General features: G+C 60.7%; 26 protein-coding genes. 16 read left to right on the top strand and 10 right to left on the bottom strand.

Annotated elements, in window-relative coordinates:
• Positions 1-147 precede the first annotated feature (147 nt).
• From phhA to PSJE_RS05120, 6 genes are all read left to right on the top strand, one after another.
• On the top strand, positions 148-933 hold the full coding sequence (gene phhA / locus PSJE_RS05145; RefSeq protein ID WP_057715923.1) for a phenylalanine 4-monooxygenase: 786 nt from the start codon (positions 148-150) through the stop codon (positions 931-933).
• A gap of 105 nt (positions 934-1,038) precedes the next feature.
• Positions 1,039-1,395 (top strand): 4a-hydroxytetrahydrobiopterin dehydratase, encoded by a 357-nt coding sequence (locus PSJE_RS05140; RefSeq protein ID WP_007938547.1) that lies wholly within the window; start codon positions 1,039-1,041, stop codon positions 1,393-1,395.
• Positions 1,395-2,588, top strand: coding sequence for an amino acid aminotransferase (locus PSJE_RS05135; protein WP_090453786.1), 1,194 nt, complete (start codon positions 1,395-1,397; stop codon positions 2,586-2,588). The genes PSJE_RS05140 and PSJE_RS05135 overlap by 1 nt, the downstream gene beginning before the upstream one ends.
• A 274-nt stretch (positions 2,589-2,862) precedes the next feature.
• Entirely contained in the window at positions 2,863-2,994 is a 132-nt protein-coding gene (locus PSJE_RS31910) for a hypothetical protein (protein WP_263597030.1), read from the top strand.
• 72 nt (positions 2,995-3,066) lie between these two features.
• Positions 3,067-3,252: a hypothetical protein gene (locus PSJE_RS05125; protein ID WP_057715925.1), complete on the top strand. Its 186-nt coding sequence runs from the start codon at positions 3,067-3,069 to the stop codon at positions 3,250-3,252.
• Between the two features lie 100 nt (positions 3,253-3,352).
• A complete protein-coding gene (locus tag PSJE_RS05120) occupies positions 3,353-4,552 on the top strand; it encodes an MFS transporter (RefSeq protein WP_015096288.1) in 1,200 nt (399 codons plus the stop codon).
• On the opposite strand, the gene arfB is transcribed toward PSJE_RS05120, so the two are convergent.
• The 7 genes from arfB to PSJE_RS05085 all read right to left on the bottom strand — a co-directional run bounded on the left by arfB (position 4,549) and on the right by PSJE_RS05085 (position 12,129).
• Positions 4,549-4,962: an alternative ribosome rescue aminoacyl-tRNA hydrolase ArfB gene (gene arfB, locus PSJE_RS05115; RefSeq protein WP_057715927.1), complete on the bottom strand. Its 414-nt coding sequence runs from the start codon at positions 4,960-4,962 to the stop codon at positions 4,549-4,551. The two genes, PSJE_RS05120 and arfB, sit on opposite strands and share 4 nt — an antisense overlap.
• A gap of 158 nt (positions 4,963-5,120) precedes the next feature.
• Positions 5,121-6,542: an amino acid permease gene (locus PSJE_RS05110; protein ID WP_057715928.1), complete on the bottom strand. Its 1,422-nt coding sequence runs from the start codon at positions 6,540-6,542 to the stop codon at positions 5,121-5,123.
• 769 nt (positions 6,543-7,311) lie between these two features.
• Positions 7,312-8,532, bottom strand: a complete 1,221-nt coding sequence (gene rluB / locus PSJE_RS05105) for a 23S rRNA pseudouridine(2605) synthase RluB (protein ID WP_057715929.1) — start codon at positions 8,530-8,532, stop codon at positions 7,312-7,314.
• Positions 8,533-8,820: 288 nt separating this feature from the next.
• Positions 8,821-9,792, bottom strand: a complete 972-nt coding sequence (scpB, locus tag PSJE_RS05100) for an SMC-Scp complex subunit ScpB (RefSeq protein ID WP_090453783.1) — start codon at positions 9,790-9,792, stop codon at positions 8,821-8,823.
• A gap of 11 nt (positions 9,793-9,803) precedes the next feature.
• Positions 9,804-10,562 (bottom strand): segregation and condensation protein A, encoded by a 759-nt coding sequence (locus PSJE_RS05095; RefSeq protein ID WP_172435389.1) that lies wholly within the window; start codon positions 10,560-10,562, stop codon positions 9,804-9,806.
• A 60-nt stretch (positions 10,563-10,622) separates the two neighbouring features.
• Positions 10,623-11,252 carry an L-threonylcarbamoyladenylate synthase gene (locus PSJE_RS05090; protein ID WP_032829738.1) on the bottom strand — a complete coding sequence of 210 codons (630 nt, stop codon included), beginning with the start codon at positions 11,250-11,252 and terminating at the stop codon, positions 10,623-10,625.
• 13 nt (positions 11,253-11,265) lie between these two features.
• Positions 11,266-12,129: a PHP domain-containing protein gene (locus tag PSJE_RS05085; protein ID WP_090453782.1), complete on the bottom strand. Its 864-nt coding sequence runs from the start codon at positions 12,127-12,129 to the stop codon at positions 11,266-11,268.
• Between the two features lie 87 nt (positions 12,130-12,216).
• Here PSJE_RS05085 and PSJE_RS05080 point away from each other — a divergent pair, with 87 nt between their 5' ends.
• From PSJE_RS05080 to PSJE_RS05055, 6 genes are all read left to right on the top strand, one after another.
• A complete protein-coding gene (locus tag PSJE_RS05080; protein WP_090453780.1) occupies positions 12,217-12,813 on the top strand; it encodes a septation protein A in 597 nt (198 codons plus the stop codon).
• A 1-nt stretch (position 12,814) separates the two neighbouring features.
• Positions 12,815-13,114 carry a YciI family protein gene (locus tag PSJE_RS05075; RefSeq protein ID WP_057715934.1) on the top strand — a complete coding sequence of 100 codons (300 nt, stop codon included), beginning with the start codon at positions 12,815-12,817 and terminating at the stop codon, positions 13,112-13,114.
• A gap of 122 nt (positions 13,115-13,236) precedes the next feature.
• Complete coding sequence (locus PSJE_RS05070; RefSeq protein WP_057715935.1) at positions 13,237-13,650, top strand: SH3 domain-containing protein; 414 nt, start codon at positions 13,237-13,239, stop codon at positions 13,648-13,650.
• 7 nt (positions 13,651-13,657) lie between these two features.
• The gene (locus tag PSJE_RS05065; RefSeq protein WP_007984138.1) at positions 13,658-14,335 is read left to right on the top strand and encodes a response regulator transcription factor; all 678 of its coding nucleotides are present in this window, start codon (positions 13,658-13,660) and stop codon (positions 14,333-14,335) included.
• 248 nt (positions 14,336-14,583) lie between these two features.
• Entirely contained in the window at positions 14,584-15,033 is a 450-nt protein-coding gene (locus tag PSJE_RS05060; protein ID WP_090453778.1) for a Spy/CpxP family protein refolding chaperone, read from the top strand.
• 176 nt (positions 15,034-15,209) lie between these two features.
• The gene (locus PSJE_RS05055) at positions 15,210-16,553 is read left to right on the top strand and encodes a sensor histidine kinase (protein ID WP_057715937.1); all 1,344 of its coding nucleotides are present in this window, start codon (positions 15,210-15,212) and stop codon (positions 16,551-16,553) included.
• Between the two features lie 138 nt (positions 16,554-16,691).
• Here the strand turns inward: PSJE_RS05055 and PSJE_RS05050 are convergent, their stop codons facing one another.
• On the bottom strand, positions 16,692-17,258 hold the full coding sequence (locus PSJE_RS05050; RefSeq protein WP_090453776.1) for an NAD(P)H nitroreductase: 567 nt from the start codon (positions 17,256-17,258) through the stop codon (positions 16,692-16,694).
• A gap of 121 nt (positions 17,259-17,379) precedes the next feature.
• Here PSJE_RS05050 and PSJE_RS05045 point away from each other — a divergent pair, with 121 nt between their 5' ends.
• Entirely contained in the window at positions 17,380-18,834 is a 1,455-nt protein-coding gene (locus tag PSJE_RS05045; protein WP_057715939.1) for a TrkH family potassium uptake protein, read from the top strand.
• Here PSJE_RS05045 and PSJE_RS05040 read toward each other — a convergent pair.
• On the bottom strand, positions 18,791-19,852 hold the full coding sequence (locus tag PSJE_RS05040; RefSeq protein ID WP_079246791.1) for an AraC family transcriptional regulator: 1,062 nt from the start codon (positions 19,850-19,852) through the stop codon (positions 18,791-18,793). The two genes, PSJE_RS05045 and PSJE_RS05040, sit on opposite strands and share 44 nt — an antisense overlap.
• A 159-nt stretch (positions 19,853-20,011) precedes the next feature.
• Here PSJE_RS05040 and PSJE_RS05035 point away from each other — a divergent pair, with 159 nt between their 5' ends.
• Positions 20,012-20,323: an Mpo1-like protein gene (locus PSJE_RS05035; protein ID WP_008051185.1), complete on the top strand. Its 312-nt coding sequence runs from the start codon at positions 20,012-20,014 to the stop codon at positions 20,321-20,323.
• 27 nt (positions 20,324-20,350) lie between these two features.
• Positions 20,351-20,941, top strand: a complete 591-nt coding sequence (locus tag PSJE_RS05030) for an HD domain-containing protein (RefSeq protein WP_090453775.1) — start codon at positions 20,351-20,353, stop codon at positions 20,939-20,941.
• A 177-nt stretch (positions 20,942-21,118) separates the two neighbouring features.
• Here the strand turns inward: PSJE_RS05030 and PSJE_RS05025 are convergent, their stop codons facing one another.
• Positions 21,119-21,934 (bottom strand): UDP-2,3-diacylglucosamine diphosphatase, encoded by an 816-nt coding sequence (locus tag PSJE_RS05025; RefSeq protein ID WP_090453773.1) that lies wholly within the window; start codon positions 21,932-21,934, stop codon positions 21,119-21,121.
• Between the two features lie 134 nt (positions 21,935-22,068).
• Between PSJE_RS05025 and PSJE_RS05020 the strand changes: the two genes are divergently transcribed.
• The gene (locus PSJE_RS05020; protein ID WP_090453771.1) at positions 22,069-22,827 is read left to right on the top strand and encodes a helix-turn-helix transcriptional regulator; all 759 of its coding nucleotides are present in this window, start codon (positions 22,069-22,071) and stop codon (positions 22,825-22,827) included.
• Positions 22,828-22,899 lie beyond the last annotated feature (72 nt).

Here is a 22,899-nt window from a genome sequence, read left to right as displayed (position 1 = left end):
AGTTAATCCGTAACGAAAAATTTACGAAAAACGGTAAATCTTCCTGCGAATTACCAGAGTCACCTGCTGCAACAGCGCAATTCTTGAGGTATTTCTAGGTCCATAGCAGTACATAACAAGAACGAATCCCCCTAGCAGGAGAGCAGCATGAAGCAGACGCAATACGTGGCTCGCGAGCCCGATGCGCAAGGTTTTATCGACTACCCCGCCGAAGAACACGCGGTGTGGAACACGCTGATCACTCGTCAACTGAAAGTGATCGAAGGGCGTGCGTGCCAGGAGTACCTGGACGGTATCGAAAAACTCGGTCTGCCCCACGACCGCATTCCTCAACTCGGCGAAATCAACAAGGTCCTCGCTGAAACCACCGGCTGGCAGGTTGCCCGGGTTCCCGCACTGATTCCCTTCCAGACCTTTTTCGAATTGCTGGCCAGCAAGCAGTTTCCGGTGGCGACCTTTATTCGTACCCGCGAAGAACTGGACTACCTGCAAGAGCCGGACATTTTCCACGAGATCTTCGGTCACTGCCCGCTGCTGACCAACCCGTGGTTCGCCGAATTCACCCACACCTACGGCAAGCTCGGCCTCAAGGCGTCCAAGGAAGAACGCGTGTACCTGGCGCGCCTGTACTGGATGACCATCGAGTTCGGCCTGCTCGACACCCCGCAAGGCCAGCGCATCTACGGCGGTGGCATCCTGTCCTCGCCGAAAGAGACCGTCTACAGCCTGTCGAACGAGCCTGAACACCAAGCCTTCGACCCGCTGGAATGCATGCGCACGCCTTACCGCATCGACATCCTGCAACCCCTGTATTTCGTTCTGCCGAACCTCAAGCGCCTGTTCGACCTGGCCCACGAAGACATCATGGGCATGGTCAAGCAAGCGATGCAGATGGGTCTGCACACGCCGAAATTTCCGCCAAAGGCCGCGTGAACCGCGACTTTTACTGACAAGTGAGTCTGTCAGTCACCGTCGCTTTGGTTTAGCGTGACGGCACTGTCGACCGATATAAAAACACTCGATTACAGGAAACACACCATGTCCACTTTGAACCAAGCCCATTGCGAAGCCTGCCGCGCCGACGCCCCACAAGTCAGCGACGAAGAACTGCCGATCCTGATCAAGCAGATCCCGGACTGGAACATCGAAGTACGTGACAGCGTCATGCAGCTGGAAAAGGTCTTCCTGTTCAAGAACTTCAAGCACGCCCTGGCGTTCACCAACGCCGTCGGCGAAATCTCCGAGGCCGAAGGCCATCACCCGGGCCTGCTGACCGAGTGGGGCAAAGTGACCGTGACCTGGTGGAGCCACTCGATCAAGGGCCTGCACCGCAACGATTTCATCATGGCCGCGCGCACTGACGAAGTGGCGAAGGACGCTGAGGGGCGCAAGTAATGCATTTCGACGCCATCGGTCGAGTGCCTGGCGACCCGATTCTGGGCCTGATGGAGGCCTACGCGCAGGACCCGAACCCGCGCAAATTCGATTTGGGCGTGGGTGTCTACAAGGACGCCCAGGGCCTGACGCCGATTCTCGAGTCGGTGAAACTTGCCGAGCAGCGCCTGGTGGATCACCAGTCCACCAAGACCTACATCGGTGGTCACGGCGAACCGGCGTTCGGCAAAGCGATCAATGAGCTGGTGCTGGGTGCCGACTCGAAGCTGATCAGCGCACAACGCGCCGGCGCCACCCAGACTCCGGGCGGCACTGGGGCTTTGCGCCTGAGCGCGGACTTTATCGCCCAATGCCTGCCAGGGCGTGGCGTGTGGTTGAGCAACCCGACCTGGCCGATCCACGAAACGATTTTTGCGGCAGCCAAGGTCAAGGTCAGCCACTACCCGTACGTGGGCAGTGACAACCGTCTCGACATCGACGGCATGCTGGCGGCGCTCAATGAAGCGCCCAAGGGTGACGTGGTCTTGCTGCACGCCTGCTGCCACAACCCGACCGGTTTCGACCTGTCCCAGGAAGACTGGCAACGGGTGCTGGACGTGGTGCGCCGTCGCGAACTGCTGCCGCTGATCGACTTCGCGTATCAAGGATTCGGCGATGGGCTGGAACAGGATGCCTGGTCGACCCGGCTGTTCGCCGCCGAGTTGCCGGAACTGCTGATCACCAGTTCCTGCTCAAAGAACTTCGGCCTCTACCGCGACCGCACCGGCGCGCTGATTGTCTGCGCGAAAACCGCCGACAAGCTGGTGGATATCCGCAGCCAACTGGCCAACATCGCCCGCAACCTTTGGTCGACGCCGCCGGATCATGGCGCTGCCGTTGTAGCGACCATCCTCGGTGATCCAGAGCTGAAACGCCTGTGGGCCGACGAAGTTGAAGCGATGCGCCTGCGTATCGCCCAACTGCGCAGCGGTTTGGTAGAAGCTCTGGAGCCTCACGGTTTGCGCGAGCGCTTTGCCCATATTGGCGTGCAACGCGGAATGTTCTCCTACACCGGCCTGTCGCCTGAGCAAGTGAAGAACCTGCGCGATCATCACAGCGTGTACATGGTCAGCTCGGGCCGGGCCAACGTGGCCGGCATTGATGCCACGCGCCTGGATTTGCTGGCCGAGGCGATTGCCAGCGTCTGCAAGTAATCCTCGGGCACTGCAATCCCCCTGTGGGAGCGAGCTTGCTCGCGATAGCGGTCTATCAGTCAACATCATCGTTGAATGACACTCCGCAATCGCGAGCAAGCTCGCTCCCACATTTGCTTCTGCGTAATTGTTACTTATCTGTCTATACAACCCCATCCGTCGAAACAAATGGATATAAAAGTCCGTTTGTCATTTTCAGTGCTGTATCCTGCCCAGGCTTTTTTAAAGCGCGGATCTACCAGATCTATCAACAGACTTAGCGAGGAGCGCAACCATGCACGAGATTCCTAATCTCCCCTTCCCAAGCCTGCACGTACCTGAGCAGACGCCCACGCAGCAAGCCGGAGCCCAACAGCCCGAGCCGAAAGAAGCCACTGACAGCCGCCAGGCTGACAGAGAAGACTGAAACACCCGCCGTACAGACCGTGTGGAAAGCGCTACCATGCGCTTTCCACACTGCCTGAAACGAGAACTTTCCATGACCGATGAATTCAGCGAAGCGCAGGCCAGCGTCCTGATCGGCACCGCCGAGAAAATGATCGAGATCTGGAATCGCCTCTCTCCCGAGAAACAAGCCGCTTTGCTCGCCCGCTTCGGCACCCAGGAAAATGCGCTGGCCGCCCTGGTCACCACGCAACTGGTCGCTCCCGTCAAAGCTGAATGACCACCGCCCGGTAAATAGTTTTACTTTTTCACAACCGACGACCGTCCACACCGCTATCATAAGCAGCCTATCTATCCTGCTTTACCGTGGACCTTTACCCATGCCTGAAAACCAGCGCCCCCTGGCGGTCACGCTGCAAGTCGTTTCCATCGTCCTTTTCACCTTCATTGGCTACCTGAACATCGGCATCCCCCTGGCCGTATTGCCCGGTTACGTCCACAGCGACCTGGGCTTCGGCGCGGTGATCGCGGGTCTGGTGATCAGCGTGCAATACCTGGCCACCCTGCTCAGCCGCCCCTATGCCGGGAAGATCATCGACAATAAGGGCAGCAAACTGGCTGTAATGTATGGCCTGGCCGGTTGCGGCTTGAGCGGTGTGTTCATGTTGATCTCGGCCTGGACCCAGAGCCTGCCGACCTTGAGCCTGATCAGCCTGTTGATCGGCCGCCTGGTTCTCGGCAGCGCGGAAAGCCTGGTGGGCTCGGGCTCGATTGGCTGGGGTATCGGCCGGGTCGGTGCAGCGAACACCGCCAAGGTCATCTCCTGGAACGGTATCGCCAGCTACGGCGCACTGGCCGTCGGCGCGCCCCTGGGCGTGTTGATCGTCCATCAACTGGGCTTGTGGAGCATGGGCGTCAGTATTGTGTTGCTGGCCGTGCTCGGTCTGCTGCTGGCCTGGCCGAAAACCGCCGCGCCGATCGTTGCCGGTGAGCGCCTGCCGTTCATGCATGTGCTGGGGCGAGTCTTCCCCCACGGTTGCGGCCTGGCCCTGGGCTCCATCGGCTTCGGCACCATCGCCACCTTCATCACCTTGTATTACGCCACGCAACACTGGGACAACGCGGTGCTGTGCCTAAGCCTGTTCGGCGCCAGCTTCATCGGCGCGCGCTTACTGTTCGGCAACCTGATCAACCGCCTCGGCGGCTTTCGCGTGGCCATTGCCTGCCTGTCAGTGGAAACCCTGGGATTGCTCCTGCTGTGGCTGGCACCGGATGCCCATTGGGCACTGGCGGGTGCGGCGCTGAGCGGCTTCGGCTTTTCGCTGGTGTTTCCGGCACTGGGCGTGGAGGCGGTCAACCTGGTCCCGGCCTCCAGCCGTGGTGCAGCGGTCGGCGCCTATTCGCTGTTCATCGACTTGTCACTGGGGATCACCGGGCCGCTGGCCGGGGCGATTGCCGCCGGGTTCGGGTTCGCTTCGATCTTCCTGTTCGCCGCCCTCGCCGCGCTCAGCGGTTTGATGCTGAGCCTATACCTGTACCGGCAGGCGCCGAAGCAACGCGAAGCGCGGGACGCCCGTTAGAAGTCGACCTTGCCGCGCCCGGCCTTGATGTTGCCGCGCTTGCTCTTGGATTCGAGGCGACGGGTCTTCGAGCCGAGGGTCGGCTTGGTCGGACGGCGCTTTTTCTCGACCTTGGTGGCACTGAGGATCAACTCGGTCAGCCGCAACAGCGCATCGGCGCGGTTCTGCTCCTGCGTCCGGTACTGCTGGGCCTTGATGATCAACACACCGTCGCTGGTGATGCGACTGTCGCGCAGCGCCAGCAGCCGCTCCTTGTAGAACTCGGGCAAGGACGACGCCGGAATGTCGAAGCGCAGGTGCACGGCGCTGGAAACCTTGTTGACGTTCTGCCCACCCGCGCCCTGGGCGCGAATGGCCGTCAACTCGATCTCGGCATCCGGCAGCTGCACGTTGTTGGAAATCACCAGCATGGAAAAGCGTCCGTATTCAGAACGTGCAGGATACCGCGAATAGATGGGAGGAATCCGGACCTTGTGGGAGCAAGCCCGCTCCCAGAAAGGGATTTATGTGAACCCCGAAAACAACAAACCCGGCACATGGCCGGGTTCGTTGTTTCTGCGTTCTGCGTTTACTTCGCCGCAGAGCCGGCAACCTGCAGTGCATGTTGCGCACTGCGCTTGTTCTTGATGCCGTAGCAGACCCACATGAACACGAGCCACACCGGAATCGCGTACACCGATGTCTGGATCCCCGGAATCAACAACATCACACCAAGGATGAACAACACGAACGCCAGGCAGATGTAGTTGCCGTACGGATACCACAAGGCCTTGAACAGCGGCGTCTGTTTTGTCTTGTTCATGTGCTGGCGGAACTTGAAGTGCGAGTAGCTGATCATCGCCCAGTTGATCACCAGGGTGGCCACCACCAGCGACATCAGCAGTTCCAGCGCGCTGTGCGGAATCAGGTAGTTCAGCAGTACCGCGATCAGAGTCACGGCGGCCGAGGCCAGGATCGAGCGCACCGGCACACCGCGCTTGTCGATCTTCGCCAATGCCTTTGGCGCATCGCCTTGCTCGGCCATGCCCAGCAGCATGCGGCTGTTGCAGTAGGTGCCGCTGTTGTACACCGACAGCGCAGCGGTCAGGACCACGAAGTTGAGGATGTGCGCGGCGGTATTGCTGCCCAGCATCGAGAACACTTGCACGAACGGGCTGCCGCTATAGGAATCACCGGAAGCGTTCAGGGTGGTCAGCAAGCTGTCCCACGGCGTCAACGACAGCAGGATCACCAATGCACCGATGTAGAAAATCAGGATCCGGTAGATCACCTGGTTGATCGCTTTCGGAATCACGGTTTTTGGCTTGTCGGCTTCGGCAGCGGTGAAACCGAGCATTTCCAGGCCACCGAAGGAAAACATGATGAAAGCCATGGCCATCACCAGACCCGTGACACCGTTCGGGAAGAAGCCACCGTGGGACCACAGGTTGCTGACCGCAGCTTGCGGGCCGCCATTGCCACTGACCAGCAGGTAGCTGCCCAGAGCGATCATGCCGACGATCGCCACGACCTTGATGATCGCAAACCAGAACTCGGCCTCGCCAAAGACTTTGACGTTGGCCAGGTTGATGGCGTTGATCAGCACGAAGAAGGCAGCTGCGGAGGCCCAGGTCGGGATGTCCGGCGCCCAGTAGTGGATGTATTTGCCGACCGCGGTCAGCTCGGACATACCCACCAGAATGTACAGAATCCAGCAGTTCCAGCCCGACAGGAAGCCGGCAAAGCCGCCCCAGTACTTGTGCGCGAAGTGGCTGAAGGAGCCGGCCACCGGATCTTCGACGATCATTTCGCCCAGTTGGCGCATGATCATGAAGGCGATGAAGCCGCAGATGGCGTAGCCGAGGATCATCGACGGGCCGGCGGATTTCAGCACCCCGGCCGAGCCGAGGAACAAGCCGGTACCGATCGCGCCACCGAGGGCGATCAATTGAATGTGGCGATTTTTCAGGCCGCGTTTCAGCTCGCCTGATTGCGGGTTTTGTCCACTCATGAAAAGGGTCTCACGCAAGGTTTGATGATGTTCAGTAGACGTTGCTGCTCAAGAAAGGCGTTAAGCGGCACCGATCAAACCCCAGCGCAGGCACCAGGAGTTCAGCGTAATTACAACGGTCATGCGTCACCTGTTTGTTTTTATCTGTGACGAAATCGAACCCGACACGCTCGTGACGCGACGGAGTGAACAAGGCGGATAGCCTTGAGGTTTGCGCAGATGCGCAGGAGGTCACAGGTAAAACGCGGCGCATTGTACACCTGTAACCCCCTGCTGCCAGACCCGCTGGACAAGCGTGTCTATGGCCGGGATTGCCTGTGTCCGCCCCGAGAGGCTCGGGCGGCTGCAAAAAATGGGTCAGATCCTTGCGGATCATCGACGCAGACGGCGCCAAACACGCCACTCGCGGAGAGATGAAAACGGATTGCGGCGTTCATTGCGCCTCCTTTTTGTTATGCACCTGCACGACAGGCATGGCGCGCATAACACCCTGCATGGAGCGGTGAAACAAGCGGGCCAGAGGGTCGGAAGGAGGAAGGAAGACGCTGAAGCGTAAGCGTTTTCTTACGGTATCCAGGGAGTGGCGAATCCACGGGGTTAATCCGTGGTTTTTGTCAGGATTTCTTTACATCGCGTAAACCATGATTTCCATATTGGAGGTCTCAGCGCGATGGCGCCCTCAAAAACAATACGGACATAAAGCCAGACGAAAAAAACGCCAACCCGAAGGTTGGCGTTTTTGAATTGTCGCTAACAGCTTACCGCTGCCTCACTCCGGCTTGCGACGACCGAAGCCTGGACGCTGACCGGAACCGGCCGGTGCGCCACGGCGCTTGCCCGATGGCGTGTCACCGTCGACCAGTTTGATCCCCGGACGCTTCGGCGCAGGCTTGGCCGGGCGCTTGGTGTCCGCCGGGCGATCGGCTACCGGCGTACCACGACCTTCGCCACGCTCGGTACGACCGTTGGCCGGACGTGGTGTACGTGGACCGCGTTCGCCGTCCTGACGGGCAGCAGGCTTGCGCCCTGGACGCTCGCCTTCGATCTGCGGCTCGCGGCTGGCACGAGGCGCGGCAGGTGCGGCGGCTGCACCAGTGGCTGGACGCAGGGTACGAACGCGTTCGGTCTTGGCCATCGGACGCGACGACTTGCGCTGCATCCGGTCAAGCTTGTCCTTGCTCTTGGCGTTCATCTGCGGCATCGCGACCGGCGTCAGGCCGACCTCGGCACTCAGGATGTCGACTTCGTACTGGCTCATTTCGCGCCAGCGGCCCATCGGCAGATCGGAGTTGAGGAACACCGGGCCGAAACGCACGCGCTTCAGACGGCTGACCACCAGGCCCTGGGATTCCCACAGGCGACGAACTTCGCGGTTACGACCTTCCATCACCACGCAGTGATACCAGTGGTTGAAACCTTCACCGCCTGGCGCCTGCTTGATGTCGGTGAACTTGGCCGGGCCGTCTTCAAGGACAACACCAGCCTTCAGACGCTCGATCATCTCGTCATCGACTTCACCACGCACACGTACCGCATATTCACGGTCCATTTCGTAGGAAGGGTGCATCAGGCGGTTGGCCAGTTCACCGTCGGTGGTGAACATCAGCAAACCGGTGGTGTTGATGTCCAGGCGACCGATGTTGATCCAGCGGCCTTCTTTCGGGCGCGGCATCTTGTCGAACACGGTCGGACGGCCTTCCGGGTCAACGCGGGTGCAGATCTCGCCGTCGGGCTTGTTGTACATGATCACGCGGCGGACCGACTCGGCAGCCTCTTCGCGCTTGATCACCTTGCCATCGATGGTGATGGCGTCGTGCATGTCGACACGCTGGCCGAGGGTGGCGTCTTTGCCGTTGACCTTGATGCGACCGTGGCTGATCCAGGCTTCCACGTCACGGCGCGAGCCGACGCCGATACGGGCGAGGACTTTCTGCAGTTTTTCGCCTGCTGGGCCGATTGGCTGATCGTCTTGCTGGTCTTTGATACTCATCTGGGCACCTCCCGGTGTGGTCTGAAAACTGGGTACTTGGGCGAAGGGATCGCCGAAGGGTCGCGAATCATACGCGCATGAGGGCGTTTGCGCATCAGAGACTAGCTGATCAAGGCAAGGTTATTTGCTTTTCCGCCGACCGGTGACACGCAACTTGATCATTCGGCGATCACAACCCCCTGTAGGAGCGAGCTTGCTCGCGAAAAACCCAATGGCGCCACGGGCATCCGGATGTGCGCGTCATCGTTCACGACCATCGCGAGCAAGCTCGCTCCTACAGGATCGGTGTCAGTCCTCGAACTGGCGCCGTTCGGCCTCGATGGCTTCGGCCAGGGCCTGGGCTTCGGCTTCTTCGTCCGACAGTTCGGGCTCGGGTTTCGGCTGTTCGAGGGCAGCCACGGCGGCCAGGAGCTTTTCCCGGGCTTCGGCGACACCGAGGATGTCGTCTTCTTGCTCCGGTTCAATTTCCGGTTCAGGCTCGGGCTGTGCCGCTTCGACTTCTGGCTCGATGACCGACTGTTCCGGATCGAATTCAGGCGACGCCCCATCACGCAGCAAATCGTCGAAATCGGTCTTGATCCCCTCCTCCATGCTGTCCAGCTCCAGCAGCAGCGTGTGGAAACTGGTTTCTTCCTTGGGCTCTTCCGGTTCGGCACTGGCGTCGGCCAGTTCCTGCAGGGCTGCCGGTACCGGGGCATCATCGAAGTCGAGCACCGGATCCGGTTCCAGCTCGCGCAGTTCCGCCAGCGGTGGCAGGTCGTCGAGGTTCTTCAGGTTGAAGTGATCGAGGAACGCCTTGGTGGTGGCGAACATCGCCGGCTTACCGGGCACATCGCGGTAGCCAACGATGCGGATCCACTCGCGCTCCATCAAGGTCTTGACGATATTGCTGTTGACCGCCACGCCCCGCACGTCTTCGATTTCACCGCGGGTGATGGGCTGGCGATAGGCAATCAGTGCCATGGTTTCCAGCATGGCCCGGGAGTAACGCTGCGGGCGCTCCTCCCACAGACGCCCGACCCAAGGCGCAAATTTCTCGCGAATTTGCAGGCGATACCCCGAGGCCACTTCCTTGAGTTCAAACGCGCGGCCATCGCAGGACTTGGCGAGAATCGTCAGGGCCTTCTTGAAGACCGGTGGTTCCGGGCGTTCGCCTTCTTCGAAGAGTTCGAACAGGCTTTCCAAAGATTGCGGCTTTCCCGAGGCCAACAGAAAGGCTTCAAGCAAGGGTGCCAGATCACGGGGTTCAGTCAGGTTCATGTTTCGACTCGTTACTCGGCTCGGGCTCGCACGTGGATCGCGGCAAATGGCTCATTCTGCACCAGCTCGACCAGGGATTCCTTGACCAATTCAAGGATCGCCATAAAGGTCACCACCACCCCCAGGCGCCCTTCTTCAGCGGTGAACAGCTCGACAAACGGTACGAAACCGCCGCCCTTGAGGCGCTCCAGCACATCGCTCATGCGTTCGCGGGTCGACAGCGCTTCGCGGCTGACCTGATGGCTTTCGAACATGTCGCCACGGCGCAACACCTCGGCCATGGACAACAGCAGCTCTGACAAGCGCACATCCGGCAACAGCTTGCGTGCCCGGGCCTCCGGGGCGTCAAGCTTGGGCACCACCACATCACGGCCGACGCGGCTCAAGCCATCGATGCCTTCGGCGGCAGCCTTGAAACGCTCGTACTCCTGCAAGCGGCGGATCAGTTCGGCGCGCGGGTCTTCCTCTTCGTCTTCGACGGTTTCGGCCCGTGGCAACAGCATCCGCGACTTGATCTCGGCCAGCATCGCGGCCATCACCAGGTATTCGGCGGCCAGCTCCAGGCGCACCGACTGCATCAATTCGACGTAGCCCATGTACTGGCGAGTGATTTCCGCCACCGGGATGTCGAGGATGTTGATGTTCTGTTTGCGGATCAGGTACAGCAGCAGGTCGAGCGGGCCTTCGAACGCCTCGAGAAAGACTTCGAGGGCATCCGGCGGGATGTACAGGTCCAGCGGCATTTCCATGACCGCCTGGCCATAGACCATGGCGAAGGGCAGTTCCTGCTGGGCTCCGGCCTGACTGTCGACGGGTTCTACTGCGGACATCTAGGCCTCGACCATGAACGGCGCAGGGTCGCCGCAACCAACGCGAATGACTTCCGGCTCGCCGTCGGCGAGGCTGATCACGGTGGACGCCTTGATCCCGCCGAAACCGCCGTCGATGATCAGATCGACCTGATGTTCGAGCAACTGGCGCATTTCGTGGGGATCGCTCAACGGATCTTCATCGCCTGGCATGATCAGGGTTACGCTCATCAACGGCTCGCCCAGTTCAGCCAGCAGCGCCAGGGCAATCGGGTGGCTAGGCACACGCAGTCCGATGGTGCGCTTCTTCGGGTGCAACAACAGCCGCGGCACTTCGCGGGTGGCATTGAGAATGAAGGTATACGGCCCCGGCAGATGGGCCTTGAGAATGCGGAAAGTGCCGGTGTCGATCTTGGCGAACAGCCCCAGTTGCGACAGGTCGCTGCAAATCAGCGCGAAGTTGTGCTTTTCATCCAGCTGCCGCAGACGCCGAACGCGCTCCACGGCTACCTTGTCGCCGATCTGGCAACCTATGGCGTAGGAAGAGTCCGTGGGATAAATCACCACCCCGCCCTTGCGGATGATCTCGACTGCCTGTTTGATCAGGCGCGCTTGCGGGTTTTCCGGATGAATCTGGAAAAATTGACTCACATTCTCTACCTGTTCAGACGGCGGCAATAACTGGGTCATGTTTGAATCGACACCATAGCGGTGGCAGATCCTCCGGGAGTGGCCGGTATTCACCGATCTCCGACCAGCCTCCGGGGCCATGAAAATCACTGCCGGCACTGACCAGCAGACCGAACTCGCGGGCCAGAATGGCCAAGCTGCCCACTTGCTCGGCAGGCTGGTAACCATTGACCACTTCGATGGCGTGGCCCCCTGCTTGAATATAGTCGGCAATCAGGCGACGTCGCTTGCTGCGCGTGAATTCATAGTGCCATGGGTGTGCCAGACTGACCCAGGCCTTGGCCGCGCGCAGGGTTTCGACGGTTTCCTCCAGGGTCGGCCAGTGTTGCTTGACGTCGCCCAGCTTGCCGGCGCCCAGCCATTTGCGGAACGCCTCGGCGCGATCCTTGACGAATCCTTCACGCACCATCCAGTCGGCGAAATGCGGGCGAGCCGGCGCGTTACCGCTGTCGCCCAGCTCCTGCTGGATCTCCCGGGCGCCTTCAAGCGCCCCCGGCATGCCTTTGAGCGCCAGTTTGCGGCTGATTTCCTCGGAGCGTAGCCAGCGGCCATCATGCAATCTGGCGATGGCCTCGACCAACGGAGCGGCGTTGACGTCAAAACCGTAGCCCAGGATATGAATGGTCGCGCCGCCCCAGGTGCAGGACAATTCGACGCCGTTGACCAGTTGCATCCCCAGCGCGGTAGCCGCGTGCCGGGCCTCGTCGAGGCCCTCGAGGGTGTCGTGATCGGTCAAGGCCAGGACTCGCACGCCTTTCTCGAACGCCCGCGCCACCAGAACCGCAGGCGCCAGGGCGCCATCGGAGGCCGTGCTATGGCAGTGCAAATCAACATTCACAGGGCTTTGTAACCTCAAATCAGCTGGCGCTATCGCGCGCCCATATGTTTGTTATTATGCCGCCACATCCTGCTTCTGGCTGCCACTGTGAAACAATTCATCGATTTCATCCCGCTACTGCTGTTTTTCATCGTCTTCAAAATCGACCCACAGGTCGTCGACATCGCCGGTCATGAGATCACTGTAGGCGGTATTTACAGCGCCACCGCGATGCTGATCGTCAGTTCACTGGTGGTCTACGGCACACTGTTCATCAAGCAGCGCAAGCTGGAGAAGAGCCAGTGGCTGACCCTGATCGCCTGCCTGGTCTTCGGCAGTCTGACGCTCGCGTTCCACAGCGAGACGTTCCTTAAGTGGAAAGCACCGGTGGTCAACTGGCTGTTCGCCCTTGCGTTCATCGGCAGCCACTTCGTCGGTGACAGCCTGCTGATCAAACGCATCATGGGCCACGCGCTGAGCTTGCCGGAGCCGGTCTGGACGCGCCTGAACATCGCCTGGATCGCCTTCTTCCTGTTTTGCGGTGCCGCCAACCTGTTTGTCGCGTTCACCTTCCAGAGCTACTGGGTCGACTTCAAGGTCTTCGGCAGCCTGGGCATGACTTTGCTGTTCCTGATCGGCCAGGGCATCTACCTGTCCCGTCATCTGCACGATGCCGACACCACAACGCCAAAAACCGAGGACTGACATGCTTTACGCAATCATTGCCACAGACGTCGCCAATTCCCTGGAAGCCCGCCTGGCCGCTCGGCCTGCACACCTCGAGCGCCTGCAAGTGCTCAAGGGCGAAGGTCGCATCGTACTGGCCGGCCCACATCCGGCGATCGACAGCAATGATCCGGGCGCGGCGGGTTTCACCGGCAGCCTGATCGTCGCCGAATTCGATTCCCTGAGCGCCGCCCAGGCCTGGGCCGACGCTGATCCGTACATCGCCGCAGGCGTCTACGCCAACGTTCTGGTGAAGCCGTTCAAGCAAGTCCTGCCGTAACTTTCTTCTCGCAATGCCCCCACGCGGTGAACCATATCGGTTCATCGCGCTCTCAATCGCTCATTATTCTCGTTTGCCGGCCGACAACTTTCCCAATACTCGTATTGGAACCAGGAGTCGCCATGCGCAAGGGTCCGTTGTGCCTGATGTTGGTCACGTTGTCGATCGTGGCGCCCGCCCACGGTGAAGAAAACGCCGAGGGGGGCAACTCGACGCCGCTTTCCTTGAGCGCCGGAAGCCAGATCACCGAGCTGCAGCAACGCTTGAAAGAAAGCGAACGGCAACGGGAAGAACTGAACAAACAATTGCAAACTGCCGATGGCGAACGCGAAAGCCCGCTCCTGGCCCGGTTGCGCCAGGAGAACCAGCGTTTGAAGCTGCAACTCAAGGAAGCCCAGGCCAGCAGTCCGCTGCCGCGCCTGCTGACCGACCAGCAACAATGGTTCGTCATTGGCGCCGGGGTAGCGCTATTGGCTCTGCTCTGCGGTATCTTCGCCAGTGGAGCAAGTCGAAAACGTCGACAATGGCTAAATTGAGTGAGTCATGAGCGAGCTGTTACTTATTGATGATGACCAGGAGCTGTGTGAGCTCCTGAGCAGTTGGCTGAGCCAGGAAGGGTTTCAGGTTCGGGCCTGTCACGACGGCCAGAGCGCACGCCGCGCGCTGGCTGAAACCGCCCCGGCGGCCGTGGTGCTGGATGTGATGTTGCCCGATGGCAGCGGCCTGGAACTGCTCAAGCAGTTGCGCAGCGATCACCCGGACTTGCCCGTACTGATGCTCTCGGCCCGGGGCGAACCGCTGGACCGTATCCTCGGCCTGGAACTCGGCGCCGACGATTACCTGGCCAAGCCCTGCGACCCACGGGAACTGACCGCCCGCTTGCGCGCAGTCCTGCGCCGTAGCCACCCGGCGGCGGTGTCCAGCCAGATGGAACTGGGCGACCTGTGTTTCAGCCCGGTGCGCGGCGTGGTCAGCATCGACGAACAGGAATTCACCCTCACCGTCTCCGAAAGCCGCCTGCTGGAAGCCTTGCTCAAGCAACCGGGCGAGCCCCTGGACAAACAGGAACTGGCGCAGATCGCCCTCGGCCGCAAGCTGACCCTGTACGACCGCAGCCTGGACATGCACGTCAGCAACCTGCGCAAGAAGATCGGCCCACACCCCGATGGTCGACCCCGCATCGTGGCCCTGCGCAGCCGCGGTTACTACTACAGCCTGTAGGAGCAGCCGGTCGACGCTCGATTGCTCGCGATGGTCTCACAGTCAACGCGCTTTTCCAGACAGCACGCGTAATCGTTCAACTCCATCGCGAGCGAGCTCGCTCCTACAGTCAGGCACCTGGACGTTTTGTCAGGTCGGCGCAAAATCATCTTTACCCAAGCTTTACGTACCGCTGACCGCCGCTGACCTTGATCTGCGTAATCTGTACTCATCCGGAACGTACCGGGAACGAGACAAGGAGATACACCATGCGCAAGACTCTTATCGCTCTGATGTTCGCTGCTGCCCTGCCGACCGTTGCCATGGCCATGCCTGAAGGCACGGGCCCCATGGGTGGGTCGATGGACGGTTCGCGCCACGGCGGTCAGATGCACGGCATGCACGGCAAAGGCCCGTACAGTGAACTGGACCTGAGCCGCGAACAGCGCGAGCAGATCCGCAAGATCATGGGCGAGCAGATGCACGAGCGTAAGCAACTGGTCGATAAGTACCTGGAGAAACTCTCGCCAGCCGACCAGAAAGCCATGAAGGACGAGATGGCCGCCAACCACAAGAAAGCGGAAGCGGATGTGCGCGCCTTGCTGAAACCGGATCAACAGAAGAAATTCGACGAGATCCAGAAAAAACAGGCTGAACGTCGCGCCGAGTGGGCCGAGTTCAAGGCCTGGAAAGCGCAACAACCGCAAAAGGCGCAATAATGCGCTGACCCCGGACCCGACGGCTGAACACCGTTGGTGTCTGACACCACACAATTCACTGTGGGAGCGAGCTTGCTCGCGATAGCGTCAGCACGTTCAACATCAACGTGACTGAAAGACCGCCATCGCGAGCAAGCTCGCTCCCACATGGACTTGTGATCGTTTGAGGATTTTCCGTGCGTTCATTGTTCTGGCGTATCCTGGCCAGCTTCTGGCTGGCCATCGCCCTGGTTGCAGGGCTTTCCATCCTGCTCGGGCACATGCTCAACCAGGACGCATGGATTCTCAGCCGCCACCCGGGCCTCAACACGCTGGCCGAAGAGTGGACGCAAACCTACGAAAGCCAGGGTGAAGACGCCGCCCAGGACATTCTCCAGCAACGCAAACGCCAGTATCACATCGACGTTCAGGTGCTTAACGAAAGCGGCGATCCGCTGGTGCGCGGCACTTTCCCCAAACGTGCGGCGGCCTTTGAGGCGCGCCAGAACAATGAGGACCGGCGCCTGCCGTGGCGGCGTCTGACCGATGAGTTCACCAGCGAAAAAACCGGTGACACCTACCTGTTCATCTACCGCATTGCGCACCCGGAACTGGACGCTTGGCACCGCGAGAGCCTGCTCTGGCCGCTCAGTGCGCTGGGGATCGCCCTGGTGGTGCTGACCCTGTTCAGCCTGCTGGTGACCTTCTCCATCACTCGCCCGCTCAGCCGTCTGCGCGGCGCGGTGCATGACCTGGGACAAACCACGTATCAACAGAACAGCCTGGTCAAGCTGGCCAACCGTCGCGATGAGTTCGGCGTCCTTGCCAACGACTTCAACCGCATGGGCGCGCGCCTGCAAAGCCTGATTGGCAGTCAGCGGCAACTGCTGCGGGATGTGTCCCATGAACTGCGCTCGCCCCTCGCCCGCCTGCGTATCGCGCTGGCACTGGCCGAACGGGCCACCCCGCAGGAACGGGAACAGCTGTGGCCGCGCCTGACCCGCGAGTGCGACCGACTGGAAGCGCTGATCAGCGAAATCCTGGTACTGGCGCGGGTCGACTCCGATAACGCCAGTGCGGAAGAGGTGGACCTGAACGCCTTGCTCAATACCCTGCAAAAGGATGCGCAACTCGGTTCACCCGAGCAACTGGTCCACCTCGAAGCCGAATCGCAACTGAATCTGAAGGGCTGGCCGACCATGATCGAACGGGCCGTCGACAATCTGCTGCGCAATGCACAGCGTTTCAATCCGGTGGGTGGCCTACCGATCGAAATGCAGGCGCTGCGTCAGGGTGAGCGGATCGTCGTGACTGTGCGCGATCATGGGCCCGGAGTCAGTGCCGAATACATGAGCCAGCTCGGTGAGCCGTTCTATCGGGCGCCGGGGCAGACTGCGGCCGGACACGGCCTGGGCCTGGCTATCGCCCGGCGCGCGGCGGAGCGACATGGCGGCAGCCTGGTGCTGGCCAATCACCCGGAAGGCGGGTTCATTGCCAGCCTGGAATTGCCGTTGGTGCCGGGGGCTGTCGTACAGCCCTGAAACGGACACCCTTTGATGTGAGCTACCTGGATCTACTGTGGGAGTGAGCTTGCTCGCGATGACGGCGGCACTCTCAACAATCAAATTGACTGACCGGCCGCTATCGCGAGCAAGCTCGCTCCCACAGGTTTTGCGGTGTCAGACTTTGCCCGGCCAGGCGCTGACGAATTCGGCCAGGTCGACTTTCTCGGCCACACGCGGTTCTTTCTGCGGTGTGCCCAGATACAGGAAAGCAATCACCTCCTCCCCTTCCGCCAGGCCCAAACCCTTGGCCACATGGGGCGAGTAAGCCAGGTCACCGGTACGCCACACCGCGCCAATGCCCTGCGCATACGCTGCGAGCAAAATCCCGTGGGCCGCACAGCCTGCCGCCAGCAATTGCTCGGACTTCGGATACTTGACGTGATCCTGCAACCGCGCAATCACCACCACCACCAGTGGTGCACGCAGTGGATTATTGCGCGCCTTGTCGATGGCCGCTTCGCCGACTTCGCTGTCTTGCAGTTTCGCCGCCTCGGCCAGCAACTCGCCCATCTGCTCACGCGCCGCGCCTTCCACCGTCAGGAAACGCCAAGGCTGCAAGTGACCGTGATCCGGAGCGCGCATGGCGGCGCCAAACAGCACCTCGCGCTGCTCGGCAGTGGGTGCAGGGTCAATCAGTCGTGGAACGGAAACACGGTTGAGCAAAGCGTCGAGAGCCTGCATCGGCCACCTCCTGAAAAATTTGTGCGGCTATTCTAGCTGTAACTGTCGCAGCAGTGCCGGTTTACATGCCCTGCCCCGCAGGTAGAATGGCGCCCTTTCCACTATCAGCCGAGCGGACCTCATGGCGTTGCCGACCTTACGGATCATTGGTTTCATCATCGGCATCTTCCTGATCACGCTGGCGATCTCCATGGTCGTGCCCATGGCCACGCTGGTCATTTTCGAGCGCACCAGCGATCTGCCGTCGTTCCTCTGGGCCAGCATGATCACCTTTGTCGCCGGTTTGGCGCTGGTGATTCCAGGGCGCCCCGAACATGTTCACCTGCGCCCCCGGGACATGTACCTGCTGACCGTCAGCAGTTGGCTGGTGGTGTGCATCTTCGCCGCGCTGCCATTCCTGCTGACCCAGCACATCAGCTACACCGATTCATTCTTCGAAAGCATGTCCGGCATCACCGCCACTGGCGCAACCGTGCTCAACGGCCTGGACAACATGTCCCCCGGCATCCTGATGTGGCGCTCGTTGCTGCACTGGATCGGCGGCATCGGCTTCATCGGCATGGCGGTGGCGATCCTGCCGCTGTTGCGCATCGGTGGCATGCGGCTGTTCCAGACCGAGTCGTCGGACCGCTCGGAAAAGGTCATGCCCCGCTCACACATGGTGGCGCGGCTGATCGTGGCGGCCTACGTCGGCATTACCATTGTCGGCAGCCTGGCGTTCTGGTGGGCCGGGATGAGCCCGTTCGACGCCATCAACCATGCGATGTCGGCCATTTCCACCGGCGGCTTCTCGACCTCCGACCAGTCTTTGGCCAAGTGGCCGCAACCGGCGGTGCATTGGGTAGCGATCGTCATCATGATTCTCGGTGCCCTGCCGTTCACCCTGTATGTGGCCACGTTGCGTGGAAACCGTCGGGCACTGATCAAGGACGAACAGGTTCAAGGCCTGCTCGGCATGCTGCTGGTGACTTGGCTGGTGCTCGGCACCTGGTATTGGTGGACTACCCAGCTGCATTGGCTGGAGGCGTTGCGGCATGTGGCGCTGAACGTGACATCGGTGGTGACGACGACCGGTTTCGCGCTGGGGGACTACAGCCTCTGGGGCAATTTCTCGCTGATGCTGTTTTTCTACCTGGGGTTTATCGGCGGTTGTTCCGGCTCGACCGCGGGCGGGATCAAGATTTTCCGCTTCCAGGTGGCCTATATCCTGCTCAAGGCCAACCTTAACCAGCTGATTCACCCGCGGGCGGTGATCAAGCAGAAGTACAACGGTCACCGCCTCGACGAAGAAATCGTACGGTCGATTCTGACCTTTTCGTTCTTCTTTGCAATCACCATCTGTGTGATCGCGCTGCTGCTGTCGCTGCTTGGCGTGGACTGGATGACCGCGCTCACCGGCGCGGCCAGCACCGTGTCCGGTGTCGGCCCGGGGCTCGGCGAAACCATCGGCCCGGCGGGCAACTTCGCCACCCTGCCGGATGCCGCCAAGTGGATTCTCTCGTTCGGCATGCTGCTGGGCCGACTGGAGATCATTACGGTGTTTGTGCTGTGTATTCCGGCATTTTGGCGTCATTGACCGCATCAGGTGCTTGCATCAGCCGCATCCGGTACTCGCCGGGTGTGGCATCGAACCAGCGCCGGAAAGCACGGAAGAAGTTGCTCGGATCGGCAAACCCCAGCAAGTAGGCAATTTCCAGCAAGGTCATGTTCGGTCGTGCCAGGTACTGTTCGGCCAGTTCGCGCCGGGTATCGTCCAGCAGCGCCTGAAAACTCGTACCCTCTTCCTGCAAGCGCCGCTGCAAGGTGCGCTGGGACAGATGCAGCGTCTGCGCCACGGTATCGCGCTTGGGTTCGCCTTGGGGCAACAGGCGGCACAACACCTGCCGCGCCTTGTGGGTCACGCGGCTTTCGGAAAAACGCGCCAGGTACTCGCCGGCAAAGCGGTCATGCAGCAACGCCATGGCCTCGTTGGCCGTCGGCAGCGGCGCTTCCATATCGGCGGGTTCGAAAATCAGCGCATCGTAAGGTGCGTTGAACACCAGCGGTGCATGGAAAGCTTGTTTATAGGGTTCCAGATTGACCGGCTCGGTACCTTGCAACAACACTTTGCGCGGTTGCAACGTACGCCCGGTCAACCAGCCACACAGCGCCAAGGCACAGGCCATTGAAGCTTCGGCGCTTTGCCGGGTCGGCGGCAGGTGATCGCCATGCACTGTCAGAATCAGCCCGTAGCCTTCTTCCAGCAGCTGGAAACTCAGGTCGGCACTTTCGGCGATGATCCGCTGATAGCGCACCAGACGCTGAAAGCCTTCGGCCAGGGTCCGGCTGGACATCAAGGCGTAACCGGCCACATGAAACTGCGCCGGTCGCAGCACCTTGCCCATGTTCAGGCCGATGGCCGGGTTCCCGGACAGCTCGACCGCGCGTTGCCACAACCGGGTCATGGAATCTTGGGGGAAGCGTGCGTCCGGATCATCCAGTGCCGCGTAGTCGAGCCCCAACTGCTTGAACAGAGCCCGGCAATCCAGGCCGTCCATCTCCAGCGCTTTGACAATCCCCATCGCCCAGCTTGCAGAAGTCGTTCGTTCGCTCATGGCGTTTTCTTACATGGTGGCCGCATGCTACGGCTATTGACCGAAGGATACTAAAGTGGCGCCTATTGTCAGTGGCTGATGCCATTGATCACTCTAGACTCAAATAAGCTACCCACAGAACAACTTGCAGCAAGAACAATAACCACAGAGATCGCTGTCGTGGAAAACGTCAAACGATTCAACAGCTTCGCTGAGTTCTATCCTTACTACCTCAGTGAGCACAGCAACAGTACCTGCCGCCGTTTACACTTTATCGGCACGACCCTGGTTATCTTGATTCTGACGCTGACCATTGGTCGCGGAGCCTGGATGCTGTTGTGGGCCCTGCCACTGGCAGGCTACAGCTTTGCCTGGGTCGGGCATTTCTTCTTCGAGAAAAACCGCCCGGCAACGTTCCAACACCCCTTCTATAGCCTGCTCGGCGATTTTGTCATGTACCGGGACATGGTCCTGGGGCGCGTTCCGTTCTAGCTGACTTGCGTCACAAGAGAGTTACCGATGAATGCCAATGCCCGCTTCACCCACATGAAGGACGGCACACAGGAAGACTGGGCGATCATCGCCGCGGACTTCAGTGCCTATGCGCGACAATTGCCGACAAGGATCGTGGCGCACCTGAAGTTGCTGGAGGGGGATTTTGGCGGCTTCCCGGTGGATCGCCTGACCCACTCCCTGCAAACCGCCACCCGCGCCTGGCGCGATGGTCGCGACGAGGAGTACGTGGTCTGCGCCCTGCTCCACGATATCGGCGACACCCTGGGCACCTACAATCACCCGGACATCGCGGCGGCGATCCTCAAGCCGTTCGTCAGCGCCGAGAACTTGTGGATGGTGGAAAAGCACGGGATTTTCCAGGGCTACTATTTCTTCCATCACTTGGGTATGGATCGGCACTTGCGCGAGCAATTCAAGGACCATCCGCAGTTCCAGGCGACCGTCGAGTTCTGCGCCAAATACGATGCGGCGGCGTTTGATCCGGCGTACGACACGCTGCCGTTGAGCTTTTTCGAGCCGATGATGGAGCGCCTGTTTGCGCACCCCAGGAATTCGATCTACAAGGCGGCGATGGAAGAACAGGCTCCAGCGTGATGACCTATGGCGACCATTGTGGCGAGGGGGCTTGCCCCCGTTGGGCTGCGCAGCAGCCCTAAAGCCATTCACCGCAGATCACCAGATAGATCGCGCTCACAGGTTCACGGCGGCTTCGCCACCGAACGGGGCGGTGCGGCGTTCCGACAAGCCCCCTCGCCACAAAAATCAAATCAATCAGGCCAACTCCGCAACCCTGGCCGCCTTCATCTGTTCCTCGCGCGCCTGGGCATCCGCCAGTCGATACAACTCGATCGAGCCATCCCAGTGCTCGATCAGCGCGGTGCACGATTCCACCCAGTCGCCGCAATTGAGGTAGTCCACCTCGCCGACCTTGCGAATCTCGGCATGGTGAATGTGCCCGCACACCACTCCGTGCAACTCGCGCTTGACGCATTCATGGGCGATGGCTTCTTCGAAGTCGCTGATGAAGCTGACCGCGGTTTTCACCTTGTGCTTGAGGTAGGCCGACAGCGACCAGTAGCCGTAGCCATATCGCGCGCGCCAATGATTGAGCCAGCGGTTGAGGGTCAGGGTGAATTCGTAGGCCGAGTCACCGAGAAACGCCAGCCAGCGATGGTAACGGGTGATCACATCGAACTGGTCGCCGTGTATCACCAGCAGGTGTCGGCCGTCGGCGGTGACGTGCACGGCTTCGTCGACCAACTGGATGTTGCCCAGGATCAGCTTCGAATAGCGGCGCAGGAATTCGTCGTGGTTGCCGGTGACGTAGATCACCTCGGTACCACGCTTGCTCATGGTCAGCAGGCGGCGGATGACGTTGGTGTGTGCTTGCGGCCAGTACATGCCGCCGCGCAGTTTCCAACCGTCGATGATGTCGCCGACCAGGTAGATCTTGTCTGCGTGGTAGCTCTTGAGAAACTGCGACAGGTGTTCAGCCTGGCAATCCCGGGTGCCCAAATGCACGTCGGAAATCCATAAAGTCCGTACGCGTTGCTTACGGGTGGGTTTGGCGAGCTCGGCGCTGGTCATGGGCAACCCTCTGACAAGTTTTGCCAAGTCTGCCCCGGCCCGGTTAATGGTCCATGACAGCGTCAAGTCAGTCCTGTGACAGCGCTTGTTGGCCCGCTCGGTGTAGACTGACGCCCTGAACCGGGAGACCCGCGATGAGACCGATCCTCACGCTTCGCCAATACAGCCACGACCTGATCGTCCATAGCCACGAACACGCGCAACTGGTGTTCGGGCTCTCGGGCGCCCTGGATTTCGAGGTCGACGGCCGTGGCAGCCAGGTGGTCCAGCAGAGTTTCGTGGTGGTGCCCTCCGGAGCGCATCACGCGTGTGGCAGCACCAATGGCAGCCGTTGCCTGGTGCTGGATGTCCCCAGCGAACAATGGGTTGCCCAGTCGTTGGGCGATCACGCCGACTCCAGCCGACGCCTGCTCGACAACGCCGGGCGCCTGCCTCTGGACGCCGGGCAAAGCCAATTGGTCAGTTGGCTGGCGAACAGTCCGGTCGATGATCCGCTGATCGCTCAACAAGGCGCGGTGCTTTTGCTGGCCAGTCTCAACAACGCCAGGCCCGAGGCCGTCGGCGGTCGGCGCCTGCCCTATGCGGCGCTGAACGCACACATCGATCAGTACGCGGCGTACCCGTTGCAAGTGGCCGACCTGGCCCGGGTCGCCGGCCTTTCCAGTGCCCGTTTGCATGCGCGGTTCGTGGCCGAATGCGGGCAGACGCCGATGGACTACATCCGCAGCCGACGCCTGCACATCGCGGTGGGCTTGCTGCGCAATTCGGCGTTGCCCATCGGCGAGATTGCCAGCCGCGTCGGCTACAGCTCCCAGAGTGCCTTTGCGGCGGCGGTGCTGCGCGAGTTCGGGGCATCCCCCGGAAAACTGCGGCGCGAGGCTGGCGACAAATAACGCGAGTTTGCCGACAGACTTGATGGGCCATTACGCGCTTCAATGAGGCCTCTGTTCGTTTGTCGTTAAGGA

The organism is Pseudomonas jessenii, assembly GCF_002236115.1.
Lineage (GTDB): Bacteria > Pseudomonadota > Gammaproteobacteria > Pseudomonadales > Pseudomonadaceae > Aquipseudomonas > Aquipseudomonas jessenii.
Note: the sequence above shows the minus strand (reverse complement) of the source record. Positions and strands in the feature narration are given on the sequence as shown.